The organism is Capnocytophaga gingivalis, assembly GCF_002302415.1.
Taxonomy (GTDB): Bacteria; Bacteroidota; Bacteroidia; order Flavobacteriales; family Flavobacteriaceae; genus Capnocytophaga; species Capnocytophaga gingivalis.
In genome coordinates, this window is record NZ_CP022386.1 from 2,683,314 (window position 1) to 2,699,133 (window position 15,820).

Consider the following 15,820-nt stretch of genomic DNA (forward strand, 5'->3'; position numbering starts at 1 on the left):
GTATAAAAGGAGATTAGAAGAGCTTTGCCAGAGTGTTTTAACTATAACTGAATTATAAATTCAGATACAAGGGTAATTTTAACAAACAAATTAAAATAAAGACAAAAATGGATTTTTGGAAAAATGAACTAGAAATACAGTTTTTCAAAGAAGCTTTGAAAAGTTTTGCTTCTCCTGAACAACTCTTTTATAGTTTAAAATCAGGTAAATATGCTTATGCTCCTAAAGGAGAAAGTGCAGAAGGGAAAGCCTTACAAAGCAGAAATGCTTTAATAGGGAATTTTACTGAGAAATGGGCTAGAGATTTTTTTGCTCCTATAGCAGAAAGTTTAAACTTATATGCAGTAAATAGTGTAGTTTGTGAGGAATTAGGGCTATCAAGACAAACTAGTGCAGATTTAGCTTTCTGTACAACAAATGAAGTACAGCAAAAAGCAGAAAATATAAAACTCATTTGTGAAATAAAAATGAGTGTAGTCTCTAATTATCAATATAAAAATATTGATGATATAATTTGTATAGGAGATTATCACACACATCAGGGAAATCCTTCTCTACTACGTTCTGACAGTATGTTAAAAGCTATTGGGAAATCTATAAATATTAGAGTTTCGGGAATAGCTTCTACAAAAATACCTATTTTGATTATAGGTAACTCTCCAATTACACAAAGTTACATTAAAAAAGTAGATTTTTTAAAAAAATCTGGAGTAGTTCAAGGATTTATTTCATTAAATCCAAATATAAAAGGTGATTTTTTGAAAAATTCACCTGAAAAAGGATTTCAAACATTTTTCTCTTATGAAGAACTTTCTAGCTTCTGTAAAGGACTTACAAAAAATGATATGAATTATTTCTCTTCAATGTTATCAAAGGCTAAACTAGGAGAAATAATCACTATAGCTAACAAAGAAAATTCTGATATACTTAAAGCCGAAAAATTCTTATCACTTATCCAAAAATAAAAATATGAAAAAACAGAACGGAACTCAAACAAGTACTTTTGGAACAAGTGGAAGAATAAATCACGACAGCACAAAGTTTTATGATTCTAAATTATATAAAGAGTTAGAGGAAAAAAAAGTACTTGATAAAAATGAGAATATTTTTCCTGACTATTTGGAAAATACTATTATTTTAGGTAGTTCAGAGAATATGAGTAGTATTCCTAATAATTCAGTACATTTAATGATAACTTCCCCTCCTTATAATGTATCAAAAGAATATGATGATGACCTCTCATTAAGCGAATATTTAAGTTTGCTTAAAAATGTATTTACCGAAACTTATCGCGTATTAGTTAATGGAGGTAGAGCTTGTATTAATGTGGCTAATTTAGGAAGAAAGCCCTATATTCCTTTATCTGATTATATTTCAAAAATGATGATAGAAATAGGCTTTAATATGCGAGGTGAAATTATTTGGAATAAAGCTGCAAGTGCTAGCCCATCGACCGCTTGGGGAAGTTGGCAGAGTGCAGCAAACCCTACTTTAAGAGATATTCACGAATATATTTTAGTATTCTCAAAAGGAGATTACAAACGTGAAAAAGGTAAAAAGGAAAATACTATTTCTAAAGAACAATTTATGGAATGGACAAAATCTATTTGGACAATGAATGCGGTAAGTGCTAAAAAAATAGGACACCCTGCACCTTTCCCTGAAGAGTTACCTTTTCGACTAATTCAACTTTATTCATTTGTAGGGGATATTATATTAGATCCTTTTATAGGAAGTGGAACAACGGCAATTTCAGCTCTAAAAGCTGATAGAAAATACATAGGTTTTGATATTTCACAAGAATATATAACACTTGCTAATAATCGCATAGCTCCTTATAACCAACCCAAGCTATTTAATACCAATATTCAAATTCTTGAAGAAGGAACCCATAAATAATTAAGATGGAAATATTCACTACAGGAGCTTTTCTAAAAGCAATAGAAATAGATATAAACGGAAAAAGACAATTTCGTTGGATAGTTACTCAATTTGAAGATGATTCATTTGAAAATGGAGAGCTTATTATTCCCATTGAAAGTGCTGATTCTGAAGAAAAGTTAACAGAAGAGAAAATCATTGATTAATGTGCATAAGTTTTCAGAATAAACTCAATATACCCCACCAACCCTATAATGGAACTTGTATAACGATCTGCCAAAAATAGTGGATTGTTTATTTGAGTAATATTTTTATTTGGTAATAACTCAATATCAATCACAGGCAACTTAATATTGTGTTCAGGCAATACAAAATAAAGTGTAGGCACTACAATATTAAGCTCAGGCGACCGAATATTAAGTATGGGCAATGCAAAATAAAGCATAGGCAGTACCAAATTAGGTAATAACACATCAAAATAATTTAAAAAAGTAAAGTTATGAACAGATTTCACATCTCATTCGAAAAATTCAAGAATTATTCCTTCATTTTTGAGAATATTTCCAAAAATGATGTCCTGAAAAAGGAATTAGCTGAGTACGGCTATGGCGATAAGGAAATCGCACAAGGCAAAGCCCTATACGATACCGCCGCCCAGATGTACGAAACCAACAAGCGCGAGAGCTCCGAGGAGACCCTCGCCTATAACGAGTTCTCCAAAAAGCTCGAAGCCTTTAAAAACGTTTACGCTACCGACCGCAAGAAGGCTAAAATCATCTACAAAGAGGAGCCTAAAATCCTTATTGCCCTTCATATCAAGGGAGTGGCGCCTTTGCGTACCAATAAGCTCCTTGAAGACATCGAGGCGTTCTACAAAGAACTCAAAGCCAAACCCGATTTGCTCACTCCGCTCAACAAACTTAAAATCACTGCTGAGCATATCGAAACCCAGCTCACCGCCCTCGCCGATGTAAAGCAAGCCGAAGCCACTTATGTCCTCGAAAGAGGTGAAAGTCAGCAGGCTACTAAGGACAAAGACACCGCTTTTGCCGCCTTCGAGAAGTGGGTACGTGAGTTTTATGCCATCGCTAAAATCGCTTTGGAAGACAAACCTCAACTTTTAGAGAGTATCGGCAAGTTTGTAAGGAGTTAAAAAGAATTTATTAAAAACTATTTAAATACAAAAAAAATGAAAATAATAGGAATTAGTGTACGCACTACGAATCAGAACGGACAGGCGATGCAGGACATCGGAAACCTTTGGCAACGCTTTTTTAGCGAGCAACTTTTGGCAAAAATACCCAATAAGGTAAGCGATGCCATTTACAGCATCTACACCGATTACCAAAAGGACTATACCGAGCCTTATACTTGTATAATAGGAGTAGAAGTTACCACACTCAGCACGATTCCCGACGGCTTAGAGGGAAGAGAATTCCCTGAACAAACCTTTCAAAAGTTTGTAGCCAAAGGCGCAATGCCTCAAGCAGTAGGGGCGATGTGGCAACATATCTGGGACAACGACGCCACGCTCAATCGCACTTATATATATGACTATGAGTGCTACACCGAGAAGTCTCAGCAAGGTGATGCCTCCGAAGTAGATATTTTTATAGGCGTAAAAAAGAACTAATAAAACCTAACAAACAAATGAAAAATTTATATAACGAAGCAGATAAGAACGAAATACTCAATCGGTTAGAGAATCTGAAAGTAGATGCCGTACGTCAGTGGGGAAAGATGAACATTGTACAAATGTTAGCCCACTTGAATGTTTCTTTAGAAACTCCTTTAGGGAAAAACTTCCCCAAGCGGGTATTTATCGGTAGGCTTATAGGAAAATTGGTAAAGAAAAGGTTTATCAACGACCAGCCTATGCCTAAAAATTCCCCCACTGATAAGATGTATGTCATCACAGACATTTCTATGGAGGATTTTGAGAAAGAAAAGCAACGAGCTAAAGAGCTGATCACCCTTTTTTATAACAATGGAAGGGAAAAATGCAGTCAGCACCCGCATTCTTTCTTTGGCAAACTCACTCCTGACGAGTGGGGAATCCTGCAATGGAAGCATTTTGACCATCATCTGCGACAATTTGGAGCATAATGAGTGCAATGCTACTCAATTAGAAATAATTTGAAAAAAATTAGTGTTAGAAAAGTAAGAGTTAATTACCTTTAGCACTTAAAAAAGTAGTACAATGAATGACTTCGAGCAATATATAAGGGAAACTGAACCCCATCGTCGTGAAAAAGGGGAGGCGTGGCAGACGGCTATCGGCTTGCAGGCGGTAGATGGATTGAAACCTTCGGATTATCTCGTGCAAACGGCTAAGCAACACATCGAGGGGGATATTACTATAGAGGAGGCTAAGCACCTCATTGATAGTTATTATCAGTCCAAGACAGTACGCCACGAGCAGGGAGAAGAACGCACTGAGGAAGCCGACAAAGTTTCGGCGCGCATCACCGAATTGCTTACCGAGTCAGCTTTTAGCTTTTCCCCAGTGGCATATATAGGCATTCATCGCAAGTTATTCACCGGTATTTACAAGTTTGCAGGCAAATTGCGCGACTACAATATTACTAAAAAGGAGTGGGTACTGGGTGGAGATACGGTTCTCTATGCCAGTGCACACAATTTGCGCGAGACTTTAGACTATGATTTCGAGCAAGAAAAGCGTTTTTCTTATCAAGGCTTGCCTGTGGAGGAAGCTATCAAGCACATAGCTAAATTTGTCTCAGGACTCTGGCAAATACACCCTTTTGGTGAGGGAAATACACGTACAACGGCAGTTTTCACGATTCAATATTTACGTACTTTTGGCTTTGCGCTGAGCAATGAAGCCTTTGCCTATCATTCTTGGTATTTTCGTAATGCCTTAGTCCGTGCCAATTACAACAACCTTGCTAAAGGGATAACAGCAACTACTGAATATATAGAACGTTTCTTTAGAAACCTAATTTTAGGCGAAGAAAACGAGCTTAAAAATAGGTATCTATTAGTAGGGGACGAATTTCAAAGTGCAAAAGAACAAATTCCAAAGGGCAAAATTTGCACTTTGAATTGCACTTTGGAGGAAATGGCGGTATTACAATACTTACAACAAAATCCTACCTCCACTCAAAAGGTTATTGCTGAGCATATAGGAAAATCGGAACGCACTGTAAAGACTATTACAGCAAATCTGGTAGAAAAGGGGCTTATCGAACGCAAAAATGGTAAGCGAAATGGCTTTTGGGAAATAAAAACAAATAATTAATCTTATAAAATAAGTATCATTATGACATCAACTTTCAATTTTGAGCTTTTTAAAAAGCGTTTAAACCTATTTTTAGAAAAGATAGAAGACCTTGGTGGTGAGACTGACCCTCTTACAATAGAAAAAACCGCTACCGAGGAAGAAATCAAAGCTGCAGAGGCAAAATTAGGCTATACATTACCTCCACATTTCCGAGAAGTACTCTTGGAAAATACCGCTCATTTGGAATTTTGGTGGTATATCGATGATTTTACCGAAGAGGACGAAGATTTTTTACTTGATGAATTAGATAATATTTCTTCAGGAGAGTTACTTTTTGGATTAGATTTACTTTTAGATAATGAAAGATCCCGAAAAGGTTGGGTAAAAAATGTCTGCCCTTCCAAAAGTGAGGAGTATAGCCGTGTATGGAACAACAAAATGTGTTTTCAAGAAGTAGGTAACGGTGATTATATTGCTATTGAGTTAGAACCAGAGAACTATGGCAAGGTTGTGTATCTCAGCCACGATGGTAGTGAGAATCACGGGCTTTATATAGCTGATAACTTTAAGGAATTCCTGATGAACTACGCTGCTGTAGGTTGTACTGGGAGCGATGATTATCAATGGGAGCCTTTTTATACCAAAGGCAAAGGCATAGACCCCACCTCAAAGAACGCCAAAACTTGGTATAAGGTATTGGGGATAAATCCAAAGGAGTTGGAAGGGTAAAAAGTATTAGTTACACTGAAAAAATAGAAATATGTTAGGTAATCTATTCAAAAAGAAGCCTACTTTTACTCCTGCAATGCAAGAGTTATTTGTAAAAATAAGTCTTGCACTGCCTCAGCGTTTTCATTTCCTGCAAAAACAACTTACAGAAGGAATCATCAAAGGAATAAAGAAGCCCGAAGGACAGCGCTATCAACTGCGTTTGGATATTCCTTTGCTCAACAAGTATGAAGATAAAAAAGGACGGAATTTCTTAATTGAAAATATCGTAATACAGTCAGTTGAGACAGGCAAAAGTAGTGTGGTGAGTTGGAATGTAGCTTATGGATTGTTATTGGTGTATATTACAGCTAATAACGACTTTCTAAAATGGCAAGCTGAGGCGGTAGGGATAGATACTTCCCGCATTCGTATAAAGTATTTAGATGATAGCCCTATTGAAAAACTTCTTTCCAAAGAAGAACAGCAATATATAACTCCTAATGATTTATACGAAGTGTCTTTAAACGACAAAACCTACTATCACGTACAGGATATAACCGATGGAGATGGCAATTTTATCGGGATAGATGCCGATAAGAATGTTTATGAGTTTAGGCACGACCCTTTTGAAATCACTTTGCTAACAGAACCCTTAGAAACCATCTTAAAAAATAATAAATAACCTCGAAAAAATGAAGATACCCTTTAATTTTGAGCTTTTTAAAAAGCGTTTAAACCTATTCTTAGAAAAGATAGAAGACCTTGGTGGTGAGACTGACCCTCTTACGATAGAAAAACCCGCTACCGAGGACGAAATCAAAGCCGTAGAAGCAAAATTAGGTTATACATTGCCTCCGTATTTCCGTGAAGTACTCTTGGAAAACACTGCCCATTTGGAGTTTGGGTGGAATATTAATGATATTATAGATGAGGAAGAGATTTCTTTACCTGATAAACTAGCTGAAATCTTTCGTGGAAAGTTGCTTTTTGGGCTGGATTTGCTTTTGGACTATGAGGAAGATCGCCAAGACTGGGAAGGGGAAGCATATCCAAATTCCGATAAAGAATACGACCACATTTGGCATAATAAAATGTCCTTTTTCCAAGTAGGCAACGGCGATTATATAGCTATTGAGTTAGAGCCAGAAAACTATGGCAAGGTTGTGTATCTTAGTCACGATGGTAGTGAGAATCACGGGCTTTATATAGCCGATAACTTTAAAGAATTCCTGATGAACTATGCTGCTGTGGGTTGTACTGGAGGCGAGGATTGGCAATGGGAGCCTTTCTATACCGAAGGCAAAGGCATAGACCCTACCTCAAAGAACGCAAAAACCTGGTATAAGGCATTGGGGATAAATCCAAAGGAGTTGGAGGGATAAAAAGTAAGAAAATGAATAACAAAAAGATGAAATGGATAGAATACTTTTCGGAAAATGGCGACCTATGGCAATTATTTGTAAAGGATGATTACCAAGAAACACAAGCAGATACCTTAGCTCACAATGGCAATGAAGCTGTGACAAGAAGAGAAATGCCTGCCATAGATAAAGTACAAGTTACTATAATCCCAGCCGCTCGTATTGTAGACAAAGTAAAAGGGCAAGTAGCAGGAGAAAAACTTTTTCACCTCAAGCTGAGCCTTATCAATGGAGATAATTGGTTTGCTATCAGTCAACAGGCATTTTCTAAGGAAGAGATATTACAATATGCTTCTCTTTTTGTAGGATTAAACAAATTCCAAGCCGAAAGAGTATGGAAATCCAAGAAATTAGGCAAAGTCAATACAATAAGACTTGAAGATAAGAAGGAAACAAACAATTAGTTTCATAAATAAATAACATTATGGCGATACCCTTTAATTTTGAGCTTTTTAAAAAGCGTCTAAACTTATTTCTTAGTAAAATAGAAGCTCTTGGTGGGGCTACAGAACCTCTTACAATAGAAAAACCCGCTACCGAGGAGGAAATCAAAGCAGTAGAGACACAATTAGGCTATACATTGCCTCCTCATTTCCGCGAAGTGCTTTTGGAAAACACTACTCATTTGGAGTTTTATTGGGATGTGAATGATGTAACTATTGAAGATGAATCTATAATACCCGATGCCTTGGCGCACATCTATTGCGGGGAATTACTCTTTGGGTTGGATTTGCTTTTAGATTATGAGGAACATCGCAAGGAATGGGCAGCTGATGTTTTCCCTAATTACGAAGACCCAGAAGACCGCATTTGGTACAACAAATTGTGTTTTCATATCAATGTTAACGGTGATTATATCGCTATTGAGTTAGAACCAGAGAACTATGGTAAGGTTGTATATCTCAGCCACGATGGTGCAAGCAATCTCGGCACTTATTTAGCTGATAATTTTAAGGAATTCCTAATGAACTACGCCTCTGTGGGCTGTACTGGAGGTGAGGATTGGCAATGGGAGCCCTTTTATACTGCAGGCAAAGGCATAGATCCCACCTCAGAGAACGCTCAAGCGTGGCAGAAGATATTGGGGATAAATCCAAAGGAGTTGGAGGGGTAAAACAATTAAAACATTACAAATATGTCCATAGAGCAAAAAGACAAAGAACAATTGGAACAGTTAATTGCTTCTGAAAAGTATCAGCAGATATTAGGTAAGCTTTGTGATATTATAGATATGGTATTCGAGGAAGAAATGCCGAGTTTTACTGTTCTGAATTACACACATAAAGCACTAAAAGATGCAGGTGTTACCTTGGAGGAAATCGCTCCAGTAGCATTGGCGGACGATCATTTCTTGAACTTTAGCATTCTCAAGATGGATTATATCAAGAGTGGGAAAACGATGCACTTTAGCAAGGACTTCCTCATTCGCAATATGATAGAATTTTATTTTCTAAAAACAAATCCCAAAGCACTACCTGATTATTTGAAGAAAGCAGGATTAAAAAACTATATGGTTCCTCTAAAAAAATGGTTCACAGAGGCTACTGATACGGAGCTTGTTGTCGCAGTTTCCACTTCTATTAAAGAACTCAAAAAGAAAAGAGAAAAAACAGAGGATACAAGCTCACAAACGGCTACTCGTGAAGATTGGGAGCGACTTTCGGCAGTATATCCCAAACTTACCAAGCAGGTACTGAAGGATTTTGATGAATATAATGTGGTTACCGCAGGCATTCCCTTAGCCGAGATTACCCAAAAGATCCAAGACTTGGGCGTTACTTTCTCTGAGGAACTTACTTTATTCTTCCAGCATATAGGGGAGCTTAGGTTGGAAGGGGTAGAAATCCGCTTTACTGACTTATATACCGATGTATTCAATGGCAAAGACTATTTAGTGCTTGGGGAGTTTTGGAAATATGGCGATGGCGACAAACTGCTCTATGCTCCCGACACCCAGCAGATATTTTGCTTTGCCCACGAATACGCCAAACCCAAGGTCATCAAACAAGCTGATACTATGACCGAATTTGTAGAAAAGAAATTAGTAGCTTATTTAAAAAATTATTAGATCATTATGAATATAGAAATTTTAGCACCTTATTGCACTACTGCAAAACAACAAAAACTCCTTGAAAAACTCCGCAAAAAGCTTTCACTCAAAAGTAGTAAAGACCTACAAACTGTTGTCGAACTCGTGGAGTGTCTGTTTGTAAGCAAACAATACGAAGGTTTATTAGCTTTCTTGCCTGAAGTACTTGCAGTGCCTTTTGCCGCGAATTTTAACCTATGGTACCCCATAGAACGCTCTTTTGCGCTCATCGCCGAAGTGCCTACCATCACAACAGAACAACGCAAAGCGTGTTTCCTACACTTTAAAAGCGTTACTGATTACAAAGGCTTACCTGATTTTCAAGATATGTATGATTACTATTTCCAAGATTATTTGGCACTTTACTTTCTAAACAATACTTTGGAATATCTTCAGAAGAGTATAGCAGAGAAAGAAACTTCCTATGAGTTTTCATATCGTATGAACCTAATCATAGACGCTTCACGGGTAAAACTCATCAATGAAGAAGTAGACTACAAAACACTTGAATTTCCCAAGGAGGATCGCCAACCTACTTATAACAGCAGGGAAGAGCTCCAAGACTATATGAATACCCTTATAGCGGAACAACTCACCGCCTTACAGGATAAGAAATTTGTAAAGTATTACTAAAAGAAAAAGATTATGGGCATCGTACTCCGACAATCATTTAAGAATGTAGTGGCTACCTATTTGGGGTTTGCCATAGGGGCACTGAACACCCTTTTCTTATTTACTTACTTTCTTTCCAAAGCACAATATGGCTTGGTGAGTTATGTTACTTCCACTGCTACGATTCTCTCTCCACTGATAGCCTTTGGGGTGTCCAATACTTGGGTACGCTATTACTCCGCTTATACCGATAGGCAAGAACAAGGCAAACTCAACCTAATGCTTTGCCTTTTGCCATTACTGGTGATTCTTCCTGCTACTCTTTTGGGAAGTATGGCATATGAGCAAATTGTTCAGTGGCTTTCAGCAAAGAATACAGAAGTGCGCCCGTATGTGTGGCTAATATTCCTTACGGCGGTGGCTATGGCCTATTTTGAGATAGCTTACGCGTGGATGCGGGTACAACTCAAAACAGTCTTTGGCAATTTCCTCAAAGAAGTATTCCATAGGGTAGGGGTGATGCTTTTATTAGTAGCCATTTACTTTGGTGTTATTGATTTTCATCAGCTAATGTATGGGGTGTTTTGGGTGTATGCCCTGCGTATGCTCTTGATGTTTGTTTCTGCTTTTTATGTACGCCGACCTACCTTTGCTTGGGGGCTACCACAGGGCAAAAATGAAGTCTTTTTATACAGTTTGTTTGTGATTTTATCAGGTTCGGTAGCTTCTGTATTGATGGACATAGATAAGTTTATGCTCAACCAATACCTGCCTATTAGTGAGATTGCGGTGTATAATGTGGCTATTTTTACTGCCACAGTGATTGCTATTCCTTACCGCAGTATGTACCAGATCGTAAGTCCCCTCACGGCACAGTTTATGAACCAACAGAAGCCCCAAGAGCTTGCAGACCTCTATAAGCGTAGTACGGTAAATACTTACTTTGTGAGCATGGTCATTTGTGTGCTTATTGTGGTAAATGCTCAGCAGTGTTATGCCCTCTTGCCCGATAAGGATTACAGCACAGGGCTTTGGGTGCTTATCATCATATCCGTAGTAAAGCTCTCCGATGCCTTAGTAGGTTTTAGCAATGCCGTATTGCTCAATTCTCCCTACTATCGCACGGTGCTATTTTTGGGCGTTTTTTTAGTGATAGGTGCCGTTCTGATGAATAGGTGGCTGATTCCCCTTTATGGTATCAATGGGGCAGGCGTAGCAACTCTGATTGCCTTTAGTTCGTATAACCTACTCAAGTCGGTTTTTGTATATCGCAAGTATGGCTTACAACCTTTTTATAAGGAAACATTGCAGACTACTCTCTTTGGTTTGGTGGCGATAGGAGGCTTTTTCTTTTGGGACTTCCCATTTCACCCGCTGGTGAATATTGGCTTGAAATCCTTGCTTGTAGGAGTCTTTTGGCTGTGGGTACTTGTAAAATTTCGTTTGTCAGAAGATTTAACTAAAATACTCAAATAAATATGCATCCATATATCAAAAATATTCTTGAAAATTATACTTACCCCACGATCAAATCTATTGCTTACCCCAATGGCGATATGCTTGTTTTACAAGGGCAATGGTTAGGGGAAGAATATCACCTGCGTATATTGTGTCAATCTACTTTAGATAGTTATTTTAAGTATAATGAAGCGGATTATGTTTCTAATCTCTATCCGCAAAAGGTGGCAGAAAATGATCAATATGAAGTGTATGGAGGTGAATGTAGTTGGGAAGGAGATGGTTTTATTTACATTATCAATAAAGAGAGTAGCGAACTCTTATGGTTTTTGTTTTTGGATAATAGTGAATATTTTAAGGAAGCTTATTTTGAGGATACAAACCATATAATCGCTCATTCTGAACTTAACTTACGACTAAGAATTCCTATTAATGCTCCAGAAAAACTAAGTGTTATAAAATGACTTCAGAAGAAATAAAAGCAACTACTAAAAACATTCTTGTAATAGTATCTTTGTTTTCTCTTGGCTTTCTTTATTCTCAAAAGAAAGTAGTGAAATACACAGACAAACAAGGATGGCAGCAGCGGATTTTGTATTATCTTACCCCCCAAGGAAAAGAATATGCACGTGTTTATAGGTCTTTAGATAAGAAAGATATTTCTCGTGATTCGCTTGCATTCTATAAAACAGGCATTAAGCTCTATACTTCTGATGGATATGGGTATAGACTTTCAAGCCAAATAGATTATGAAAATCCTAAAAAACTCAAAGGAGAACATTTTTTACTACAGCACATAAGGTCTGTTGATAGTTGGGATGATTTGTTGTATGATAATACCTTAATAAAATACCTAATAGGAGAAAGAAAAATCAAACCCAATGAAACATTCTTTGACAATCAATTAAAGTTTGAAACAGGTATTTTTGGACGTTCTTCTTATGCTAATTACTATTCCAATACAGGACTCCCTTTTGAAAGTGATCGAAACTATAAAAGTATTGTTTGGGTAAAAATCCAGTTCAATGATAAAAAGAAACCCATTCGTTTAGAGTTTTTCCTTAAGAAAGACTCTGAAATAAAAGATCCACTGTACAAAGATTTCTATTATATCCGAGAGTATTTTTATAAGAATGAAATTGTTAGTGAGGTTGTTACCACCATAAAAGAGGTAGGAGGGAAGACAGATAAATACACAGAGAGTTATGAGGTAGGTGCTCTAAACCAATTTTCAAAAAGTAAAAATAATTATGAAAAATAAAATCTTTTAGGTAAGAAAAAAGAATCGCTAATCGCTACATTGGAATAATTTTTGTATCTTTGCCTTACAAAATAAAAATCTTATACTTATGACCTTTACCATTAATGAGAGTCACCCACAAGCCACAGCCCTTGTGGAACTTCTTAAAACATTTAGCTTTGTTTCCTTTAAGGAGACCAAAACAAAAACAAAGAAGACTGCTACAAAGTCAAAATCAACCCTTGTAGAGGCTGCTTCTGAAGAAGAAAGCCCTGAAGATTATGAATTTATTATGGCACTTTCTAAAGAAACCAATAGAAATGTAGCCCACCGTCTGGCTAAGGAAAAAAACATAATACTCCCTTCTCAAAAGAAAAAATAATGATTGTTATTGCTGATAGTAATATCTTCTATAGTTCGCTAATAACACCTAATGGAACTATAGCAGCCATACTTAAAGATAGAAATATGCAATTTTTGTCACCTGATTACATCATTGAAGAGGTAAAGGAACATATAACTGATATACAAAAACGGATAAAAAACACCAAAACTAAAAAACAATTGTTAGAAGAGCTAAAAGTTCTTTTAGAAAGGGTAAAAATTATTCCATTAAGTTCATTAGCTAAGAAAAATATACAAAAAGCACTTACTATTGTAGAGGATATTGACGAAGATGATTATCCTTTTATTGCTATGTACTTTCAGTACAAACATCGAATTTGGTCAAGAGACAAAGAACTTATTTTGGGGATGACAGAAAAAGGTTTTGGACATTTTTTTATTTCTACGGATGAAATAAGAGGACATCTCTACAAGAAAAACTGACTACTATCTACTAAAATTTTGTATATTATCACTCTCTATCCAAAACAACAAGCTCGTGCTATTGGTAGGGAGATTTTGTTATATCAATTTTGTGTTAATTAAATATGACAAAATGACTTCAGAAGAAATAAAAGCTATTGTCTATTATATCCAAGGCTTACAAACTCTTTGGAAAGAAGGCTATAATGCGGAAAAAGTCGCTCTTTACAACTATCAATTTAGCTTAAGGGCAGAAATGAATATGCCTGATGGCTTACTTGATGTTATTGAAATGTTGGAGATGTGGGACGATAATTGGATATATGGAGCAGCTCCTCTTACTGAAAAAGAAGCTTCTACAATTATTCAAGAGGAATTAAATATTGATATATACCACCCAGAGAAAGATATTATAGCGTTGGTTACCAATGAGTTTATTAGTCAGCTGAAAGAGGAGTGTTCCTCAAATATAATTATCGTTAAAGCACTTGAAAATGCCCAAAAACTCATTGCCTATGATGAATATCTTTTAGCGCTTCAAAATATATTAGGCGAATTACTCACTCATCACATCCGTATTCCTGCTGATATTTTAGCTATTATTGATGTAGTAGAAGACCCTCATATTCGTAGATTACAGGCTTCATTATGGGGAATATAAAACAAGATTGATTATGATAGATATCACTACCTTAGACCTTCTTAGATATATGGGACAGCGCCCACCAATGTATATTGGGGAATATGATATTTTTTCCTTAAAAGCCTTTCTTGACGGCTTGGCATTTCAGCCCAAAAGTGAAGACGAGGGGTTGGTATTCCTACAACAGGTTTTCTATCCTTGGCTAAAGGAAAAATATGCCTTAAAAGAAGAACAATTATGGGCACAACAGCTTTCTTTGCTATGTGATACTCAAGAAGAAGCGGTACATTTTTTCTTTACCTTGTTTGATGAATGCTACAAAGACTATACCTCAGGTCATATAAAACCCTGCTCCCCATCACCATCTTCTAAAGTATCCTATAAGGAAATGACCACTATAGAACTGATGGAACTTATCAGGGAAAATCCCTCTGCTTATTTATCCAAATACAGTCTTCGGTGCTTTAATGCGTTTCTTGGAGGGTATGAAATTCACCAAGAGAGTGATGAAACTGATGAGGAATTACGAGATTTTGAACACTGGATACAAAAGCGATATAGTATATTTGATACCAGAGGAACTATAGGAATTCTTGAATTGGTAACAGAAACTGAAGGCGAGGCTTTGGATAAATTCTTTGAGTTGTGGGATATATTCCGAGGTAAGATAACAGAGGCTCCCATAGAGCTAACTCCTAAGCAACTGGAAGTAAAACAGCGCTTTATACAAGGACTCCAAGAGGTATTCCGCAAGGGCTATGATCCGGGGGAAATACGTCGCTATACCCAATTGTTTTCCTATGACAATTGGCGGGAAGCAGTAGCATTGCGCGATATTATTGCGGCACTATATTGGTTTTCTGAAGAAAAGGAAGAAACCTTTGTACAGCTTGTACAAAAACACCTTGGAATAGATATATACCAATCAATAACTTCAGAAAAGAAATAAAGTTGTATATTTGCACAACTTTTAAAGCAATGAAGAACATCATCATCACAGGTGCCAGCCGAGGAATAGGCTTTGAACTGGTACAACAGTTGGCATCGCAAGGGCATAACATCTTAGCTCTTTCTCGGCATACAGCTCCCATAGAAGCATTGAAATTACCCAAAGTACATTGTTTTCCTTTTGACATTACCTTAGCTACGGATAGAGAAGCTGTAGCGCAGTTTGTAAAAGAGCAATGGAAAAAGGTAGATATCTTGATTCACAACGCAGGCAAACTCATCAACAAACCTTTTGAAGCCCTTACAGAAACCGACTTTTTAGAAGTGTATAAGGTGAATGTATTTGGGGTAGCACACCTCACACAACAACTACTGCCTTTTATGGAGAAAGGCGCACACGTGGTGAGTATTAGTAGTATGGGAGGTATACAAGGAAGCTTGAAGTTCGGTGGTTTAGCAGCATATAGTTCCTCCAAAGGTGCTCTTATTACCCTATCGGAGCTTTTAGCCGAAGAGTACAAAGAGCGTGGTATCGTTTTCAATACCTTAGCCTTAGGAGCCGTACAGACTGAGATGCTCACCGAAGCCTTCCCTGATTATAAAGCTAATATCACCCCTCAGCAAATGGCGCGCTACATCGCCAATTTTGCTTTGAATGGGGGTGAAGTATTTAACGGAAAAGTATTACAAGTAGCCAATACAACGCCTTAGGGAGTGAAGAATGAAGCCAGCGAGTGCCCACAGCTGGGTATGTGGGGAAGAGTGA

The 15,820-nt window shown here is 37.0% G+C and carries 23 protein-coding genes; 22 read left to right on the plus strand and 1 reads right to left on the minus strand.

Annotated features, from left to right (window positions below; genetic code table 11):
* Nucleotides 1-107 precede the first annotated feature (107 nt).
* From CGC50_RS12865 to CGC50_RS12875, 3 genes are read left to right on the plus strand one after another with little or no spacing between them, the layout of a single operon-like run.
* Nucleotides 108-965, plus strand: coding sequence for a hypothetical protein (locus CGC50_RS12865; RefSeq protein ID WP_095911126.1), 858 nt, complete (start codon nucleotides 108-110; stop codon nucleotides 963-965).
* A gap of 4 nt (nucleotides 966-969) precedes the next feature.
* Entirely contained in the window at nucleotides 970-1,899 is a 930-nt protein-coding gene (locus CGC50_RS12870; RefSeq protein WP_095911127.1) for a DNA-methyltransferase, read from the plus strand.
* A gap of 5 nt (nucleotides 1,900-1,904) precedes the next feature.
* Nucleotides 1,905-2,087, plus strand: coding sequence for a hypothetical protein (locus tag CGC50_RS12875; protein ID WP_095911128.1), 183 nt, complete (start codon nucleotides 1,905-1,907; stop codon nucleotides 2,085-2,087).
* Here CGC50_RS12875 and CGC50_RS12880 read toward each other — a convergent pair.
* The gene (locus tag CGC50_RS12880) at nucleotides 2,084-2,353 is read right to left on the minus strand and encodes a hypothetical protein (RefSeq protein ID WP_157909480.1); all 270 of its coding nucleotides are present in this window, start codon (nucleotides 2,351-2,353) and stop codon (nucleotides 2,084-2,086) included. The two genes, CGC50_RS12875 and CGC50_RS12880, sit on opposite strands and share 4 nt — an antisense overlap.
* Nucleotides 2,354-2,380: 27 nt before the next feature.
* On the opposite strand from CGC50_RS12880, the gene CGC50_RS12885 reads away from it, so the two are divergent.
* The 19 genes from CGC50_RS12885 to CGC50_RS12975 all read left to right on the plus strand — a co-directional run bounded on the left by CGC50_RS12885 (nucleotide 2,381) and on the right by CGC50_RS12975 (nucleotide 15,765).
* Nucleotides 2,381-3,034 (plus strand): hypothetical protein, encoded by a 654-nt coding sequence (locus tag CGC50_RS12885; protein ID WP_095911130.1) that lies wholly within the window; start codon nucleotides 2,381-2,383, stop codon nucleotides 3,032-3,034.
* Nucleotides 3,035-3,070: 36 nt separating this feature from the next.
* Entirely contained in the window at nucleotides 3,071-3,514 is a 444-nt protein-coding gene (locus CGC50_RS12890) for a GyrI-like domain-containing protein (RefSeq protein ID WP_095911131.1), read from the plus strand.
* 17 nt (nucleotides 3,515-3,531) lie between these two features.
* Nucleotides 3,532-3,987 (plus strand): DUF1569 domain-containing protein, encoded by a 456-nt coding sequence (locus CGC50_RS12895; RefSeq protein ID WP_095911132.1) that lies wholly within the window; start codon nucleotides 3,532-3,534, stop codon nucleotides 3,985-3,987.
* 94 nt (nucleotides 3,988-4,081) lie between these two features.
* Nucleotides 4,082-5,143: a Fic family protein gene (locus CGC50_RS12900; protein WP_095911133.1), complete on the plus strand. Its 1,062-nt coding sequence runs from the start codon at nucleotides 4,082-4,084 to the stop codon at nucleotides 5,141-5,143.
* A 21-nt stretch (nucleotides 5,144-5,164) separates the two neighbouring features.
* Nucleotides 5,165-5,854 carry an SMI1/KNR4 family protein gene (locus CGC50_RS12905; RefSeq protein WP_095911134.1) on the plus strand — a complete coding sequence of 230 codons (690 nt, stop codon included), beginning with the start codon at nucleotides 5,165-5,167 and terminating at the stop codon, nucleotides 5,852-5,854.
* 31 nt (nucleotides 5,855-5,885) lie between these two features.
* Complete coding sequence (locus CGC50_RS12910) at nucleotides 5,886-6,518, plus strand: hypothetical protein (protein ID WP_095911135.1); 633 nt, start codon at nucleotides 5,886-5,888, stop codon at nucleotides 6,516-6,518.
* Nucleotides 6,519-6,528: 10 nt separating this feature from the next.
* The gene (locus CGC50_RS12915) at nucleotides 6,529-7,218 is read left to right on the plus strand and encodes an SMI1/KNR4 family protein (protein ID WP_095911136.1); all 690 of its coding nucleotides are present in this window, start codon (nucleotides 6,529-6,531) and stop codon (nucleotides 7,216-7,218) included.
* 11 nt (nucleotides 7,219-7,229) lie between these two features.
* The gene (locus CGC50_RS12920) at nucleotides 7,230-7,661 is read left to right on the plus strand and encodes a hypothetical protein (RefSeq protein WP_095911137.1); all 432 of its coding nucleotides are present in this window, start codon (nucleotides 7,230-7,232) and stop codon (nucleotides 7,659-7,661) included.
* 20 nt (nucleotides 7,662-7,681) lie between these two features.
* Complete coding sequence (locus CGC50_RS12925; RefSeq protein ID WP_095911138.1) at nucleotides 7,682-8,371, plus strand: SMI1/KNR4 family protein; 690 nt, start codon at nucleotides 7,682-7,684, stop codon at nucleotides 8,369-8,371.
* Nucleotides 8,372-8,392: 21 nt separating this feature from the next.
* The gene (locus CGC50_RS12930) at nucleotides 8,393-9,325 is read left to right on the plus strand and encodes an SMI1/KNR4 family protein (protein WP_095911139.1); all 933 of its coding nucleotides are present in this window, start codon (nucleotides 8,393-8,395) and stop codon (nucleotides 9,323-9,325) included.
* Between the two features lie 6 nt (nucleotides 9,326-9,331).
* Nucleotides 9,332-9,979 carry a DUF6707 family protein gene (locus CGC50_RS12935; protein ID WP_095911140.1) on the plus strand — a complete coding sequence of 216 codons (648 nt, stop codon included), beginning with the start codon at nucleotides 9,332-9,334 and terminating at the stop codon, nucleotides 9,977-9,979.
* A gap of 12 nt (nucleotides 9,980-9,991) precedes the next feature.
* Nucleotides 9,992-11,434, plus strand: a complete 1,443-nt coding sequence (locus tag CGC50_RS12940) for a lipopolysaccharide biosynthesis protein (protein ID WP_095911141.1) — start codon at nucleotides 9,992-9,994, stop codon at nucleotides 11,432-11,434.
* A 2-nt stretch (nucleotides 11,435-11,436) separates the two neighbouring features.
* Nucleotides 11,437-11,880 (plus strand): hypothetical protein, encoded by a 444-nt coding sequence (locus CGC50_RS12945; RefSeq protein ID WP_095911142.1) that lies wholly within the window; start codon nucleotides 11,437-11,439, stop codon nucleotides 11,878-11,880.
* Nucleotides 11,877-12,677 carry a hypothetical protein gene (locus tag CGC50_RS12950; protein ID WP_095911143.1) on the plus strand — a complete coding sequence of 267 codons (801 nt, stop codon included), beginning with the start codon at nucleotides 11,877-11,879 and terminating at the stop codon, nucleotides 12,675-12,677. The genes CGC50_RS12945 and CGC50_RS12950 overlap by 4 nt, the downstream gene beginning before the upstream one ends.
* Before the next feature lie 88 nt (nucleotides 12,678-12,765).
* Complete coding sequence (locus tag CGC50_RS12955) at nucleotides 12,766-13,038, plus strand: hypothetical protein (protein ID WP_317045626.1); 273 nt, start codon at nucleotides 12,766-12,768, stop codon at nucleotides 13,036-13,038.
* Nucleotides 13,038-13,484, plus strand: a complete 447-nt coding sequence (locus CGC50_RS12960; RefSeq protein WP_095911145.1) for a PIN domain-containing protein — start codon at nucleotides 13,038-13,040, stop codon at nucleotides 13,482-13,484. Before CGC50_RS12955 ends, CGC50_RS12960 begins: the two co-directional genes overlap by 1 nt.
* Before the next feature lie 112 nt (nucleotides 13,485-13,596).
* The gene (locus tag CGC50_RS12965) at nucleotides 13,597-14,124 is read left to right on the plus strand and encodes a hypothetical protein (RefSeq protein ID WP_095911146.1); all 528 of its coding nucleotides are present in this window, start codon (nucleotides 13,597-13,599) and stop codon (nucleotides 14,122-14,124) included.
* A gap of 13 nt (nucleotides 14,125-14,137) precedes the next feature.
* Nucleotides 14,138-15,055: a hypothetical protein gene (locus CGC50_RS12970; RefSeq protein WP_095911147.1), complete on the plus strand. Its 918-nt coding sequence runs from the start codon at nucleotides 14,138-14,140 to the stop codon at nucleotides 15,053-15,055.
* A 29-nt stretch (nucleotides 15,056-15,084) separates the two neighbouring features.
* Nucleotides 15,085-15,765: an SDR family NAD(P)-dependent oxidoreductase gene (locus tag CGC50_RS12975; RefSeq protein ID WP_095911148.1), complete on the plus strand. Its 681-nt coding sequence runs from the start codon at nucleotides 15,085-15,087 to the stop codon at nucleotides 15,763-15,765.
* Nucleotides 15,766-15,820: the final 55 nt, after the last annotated feature.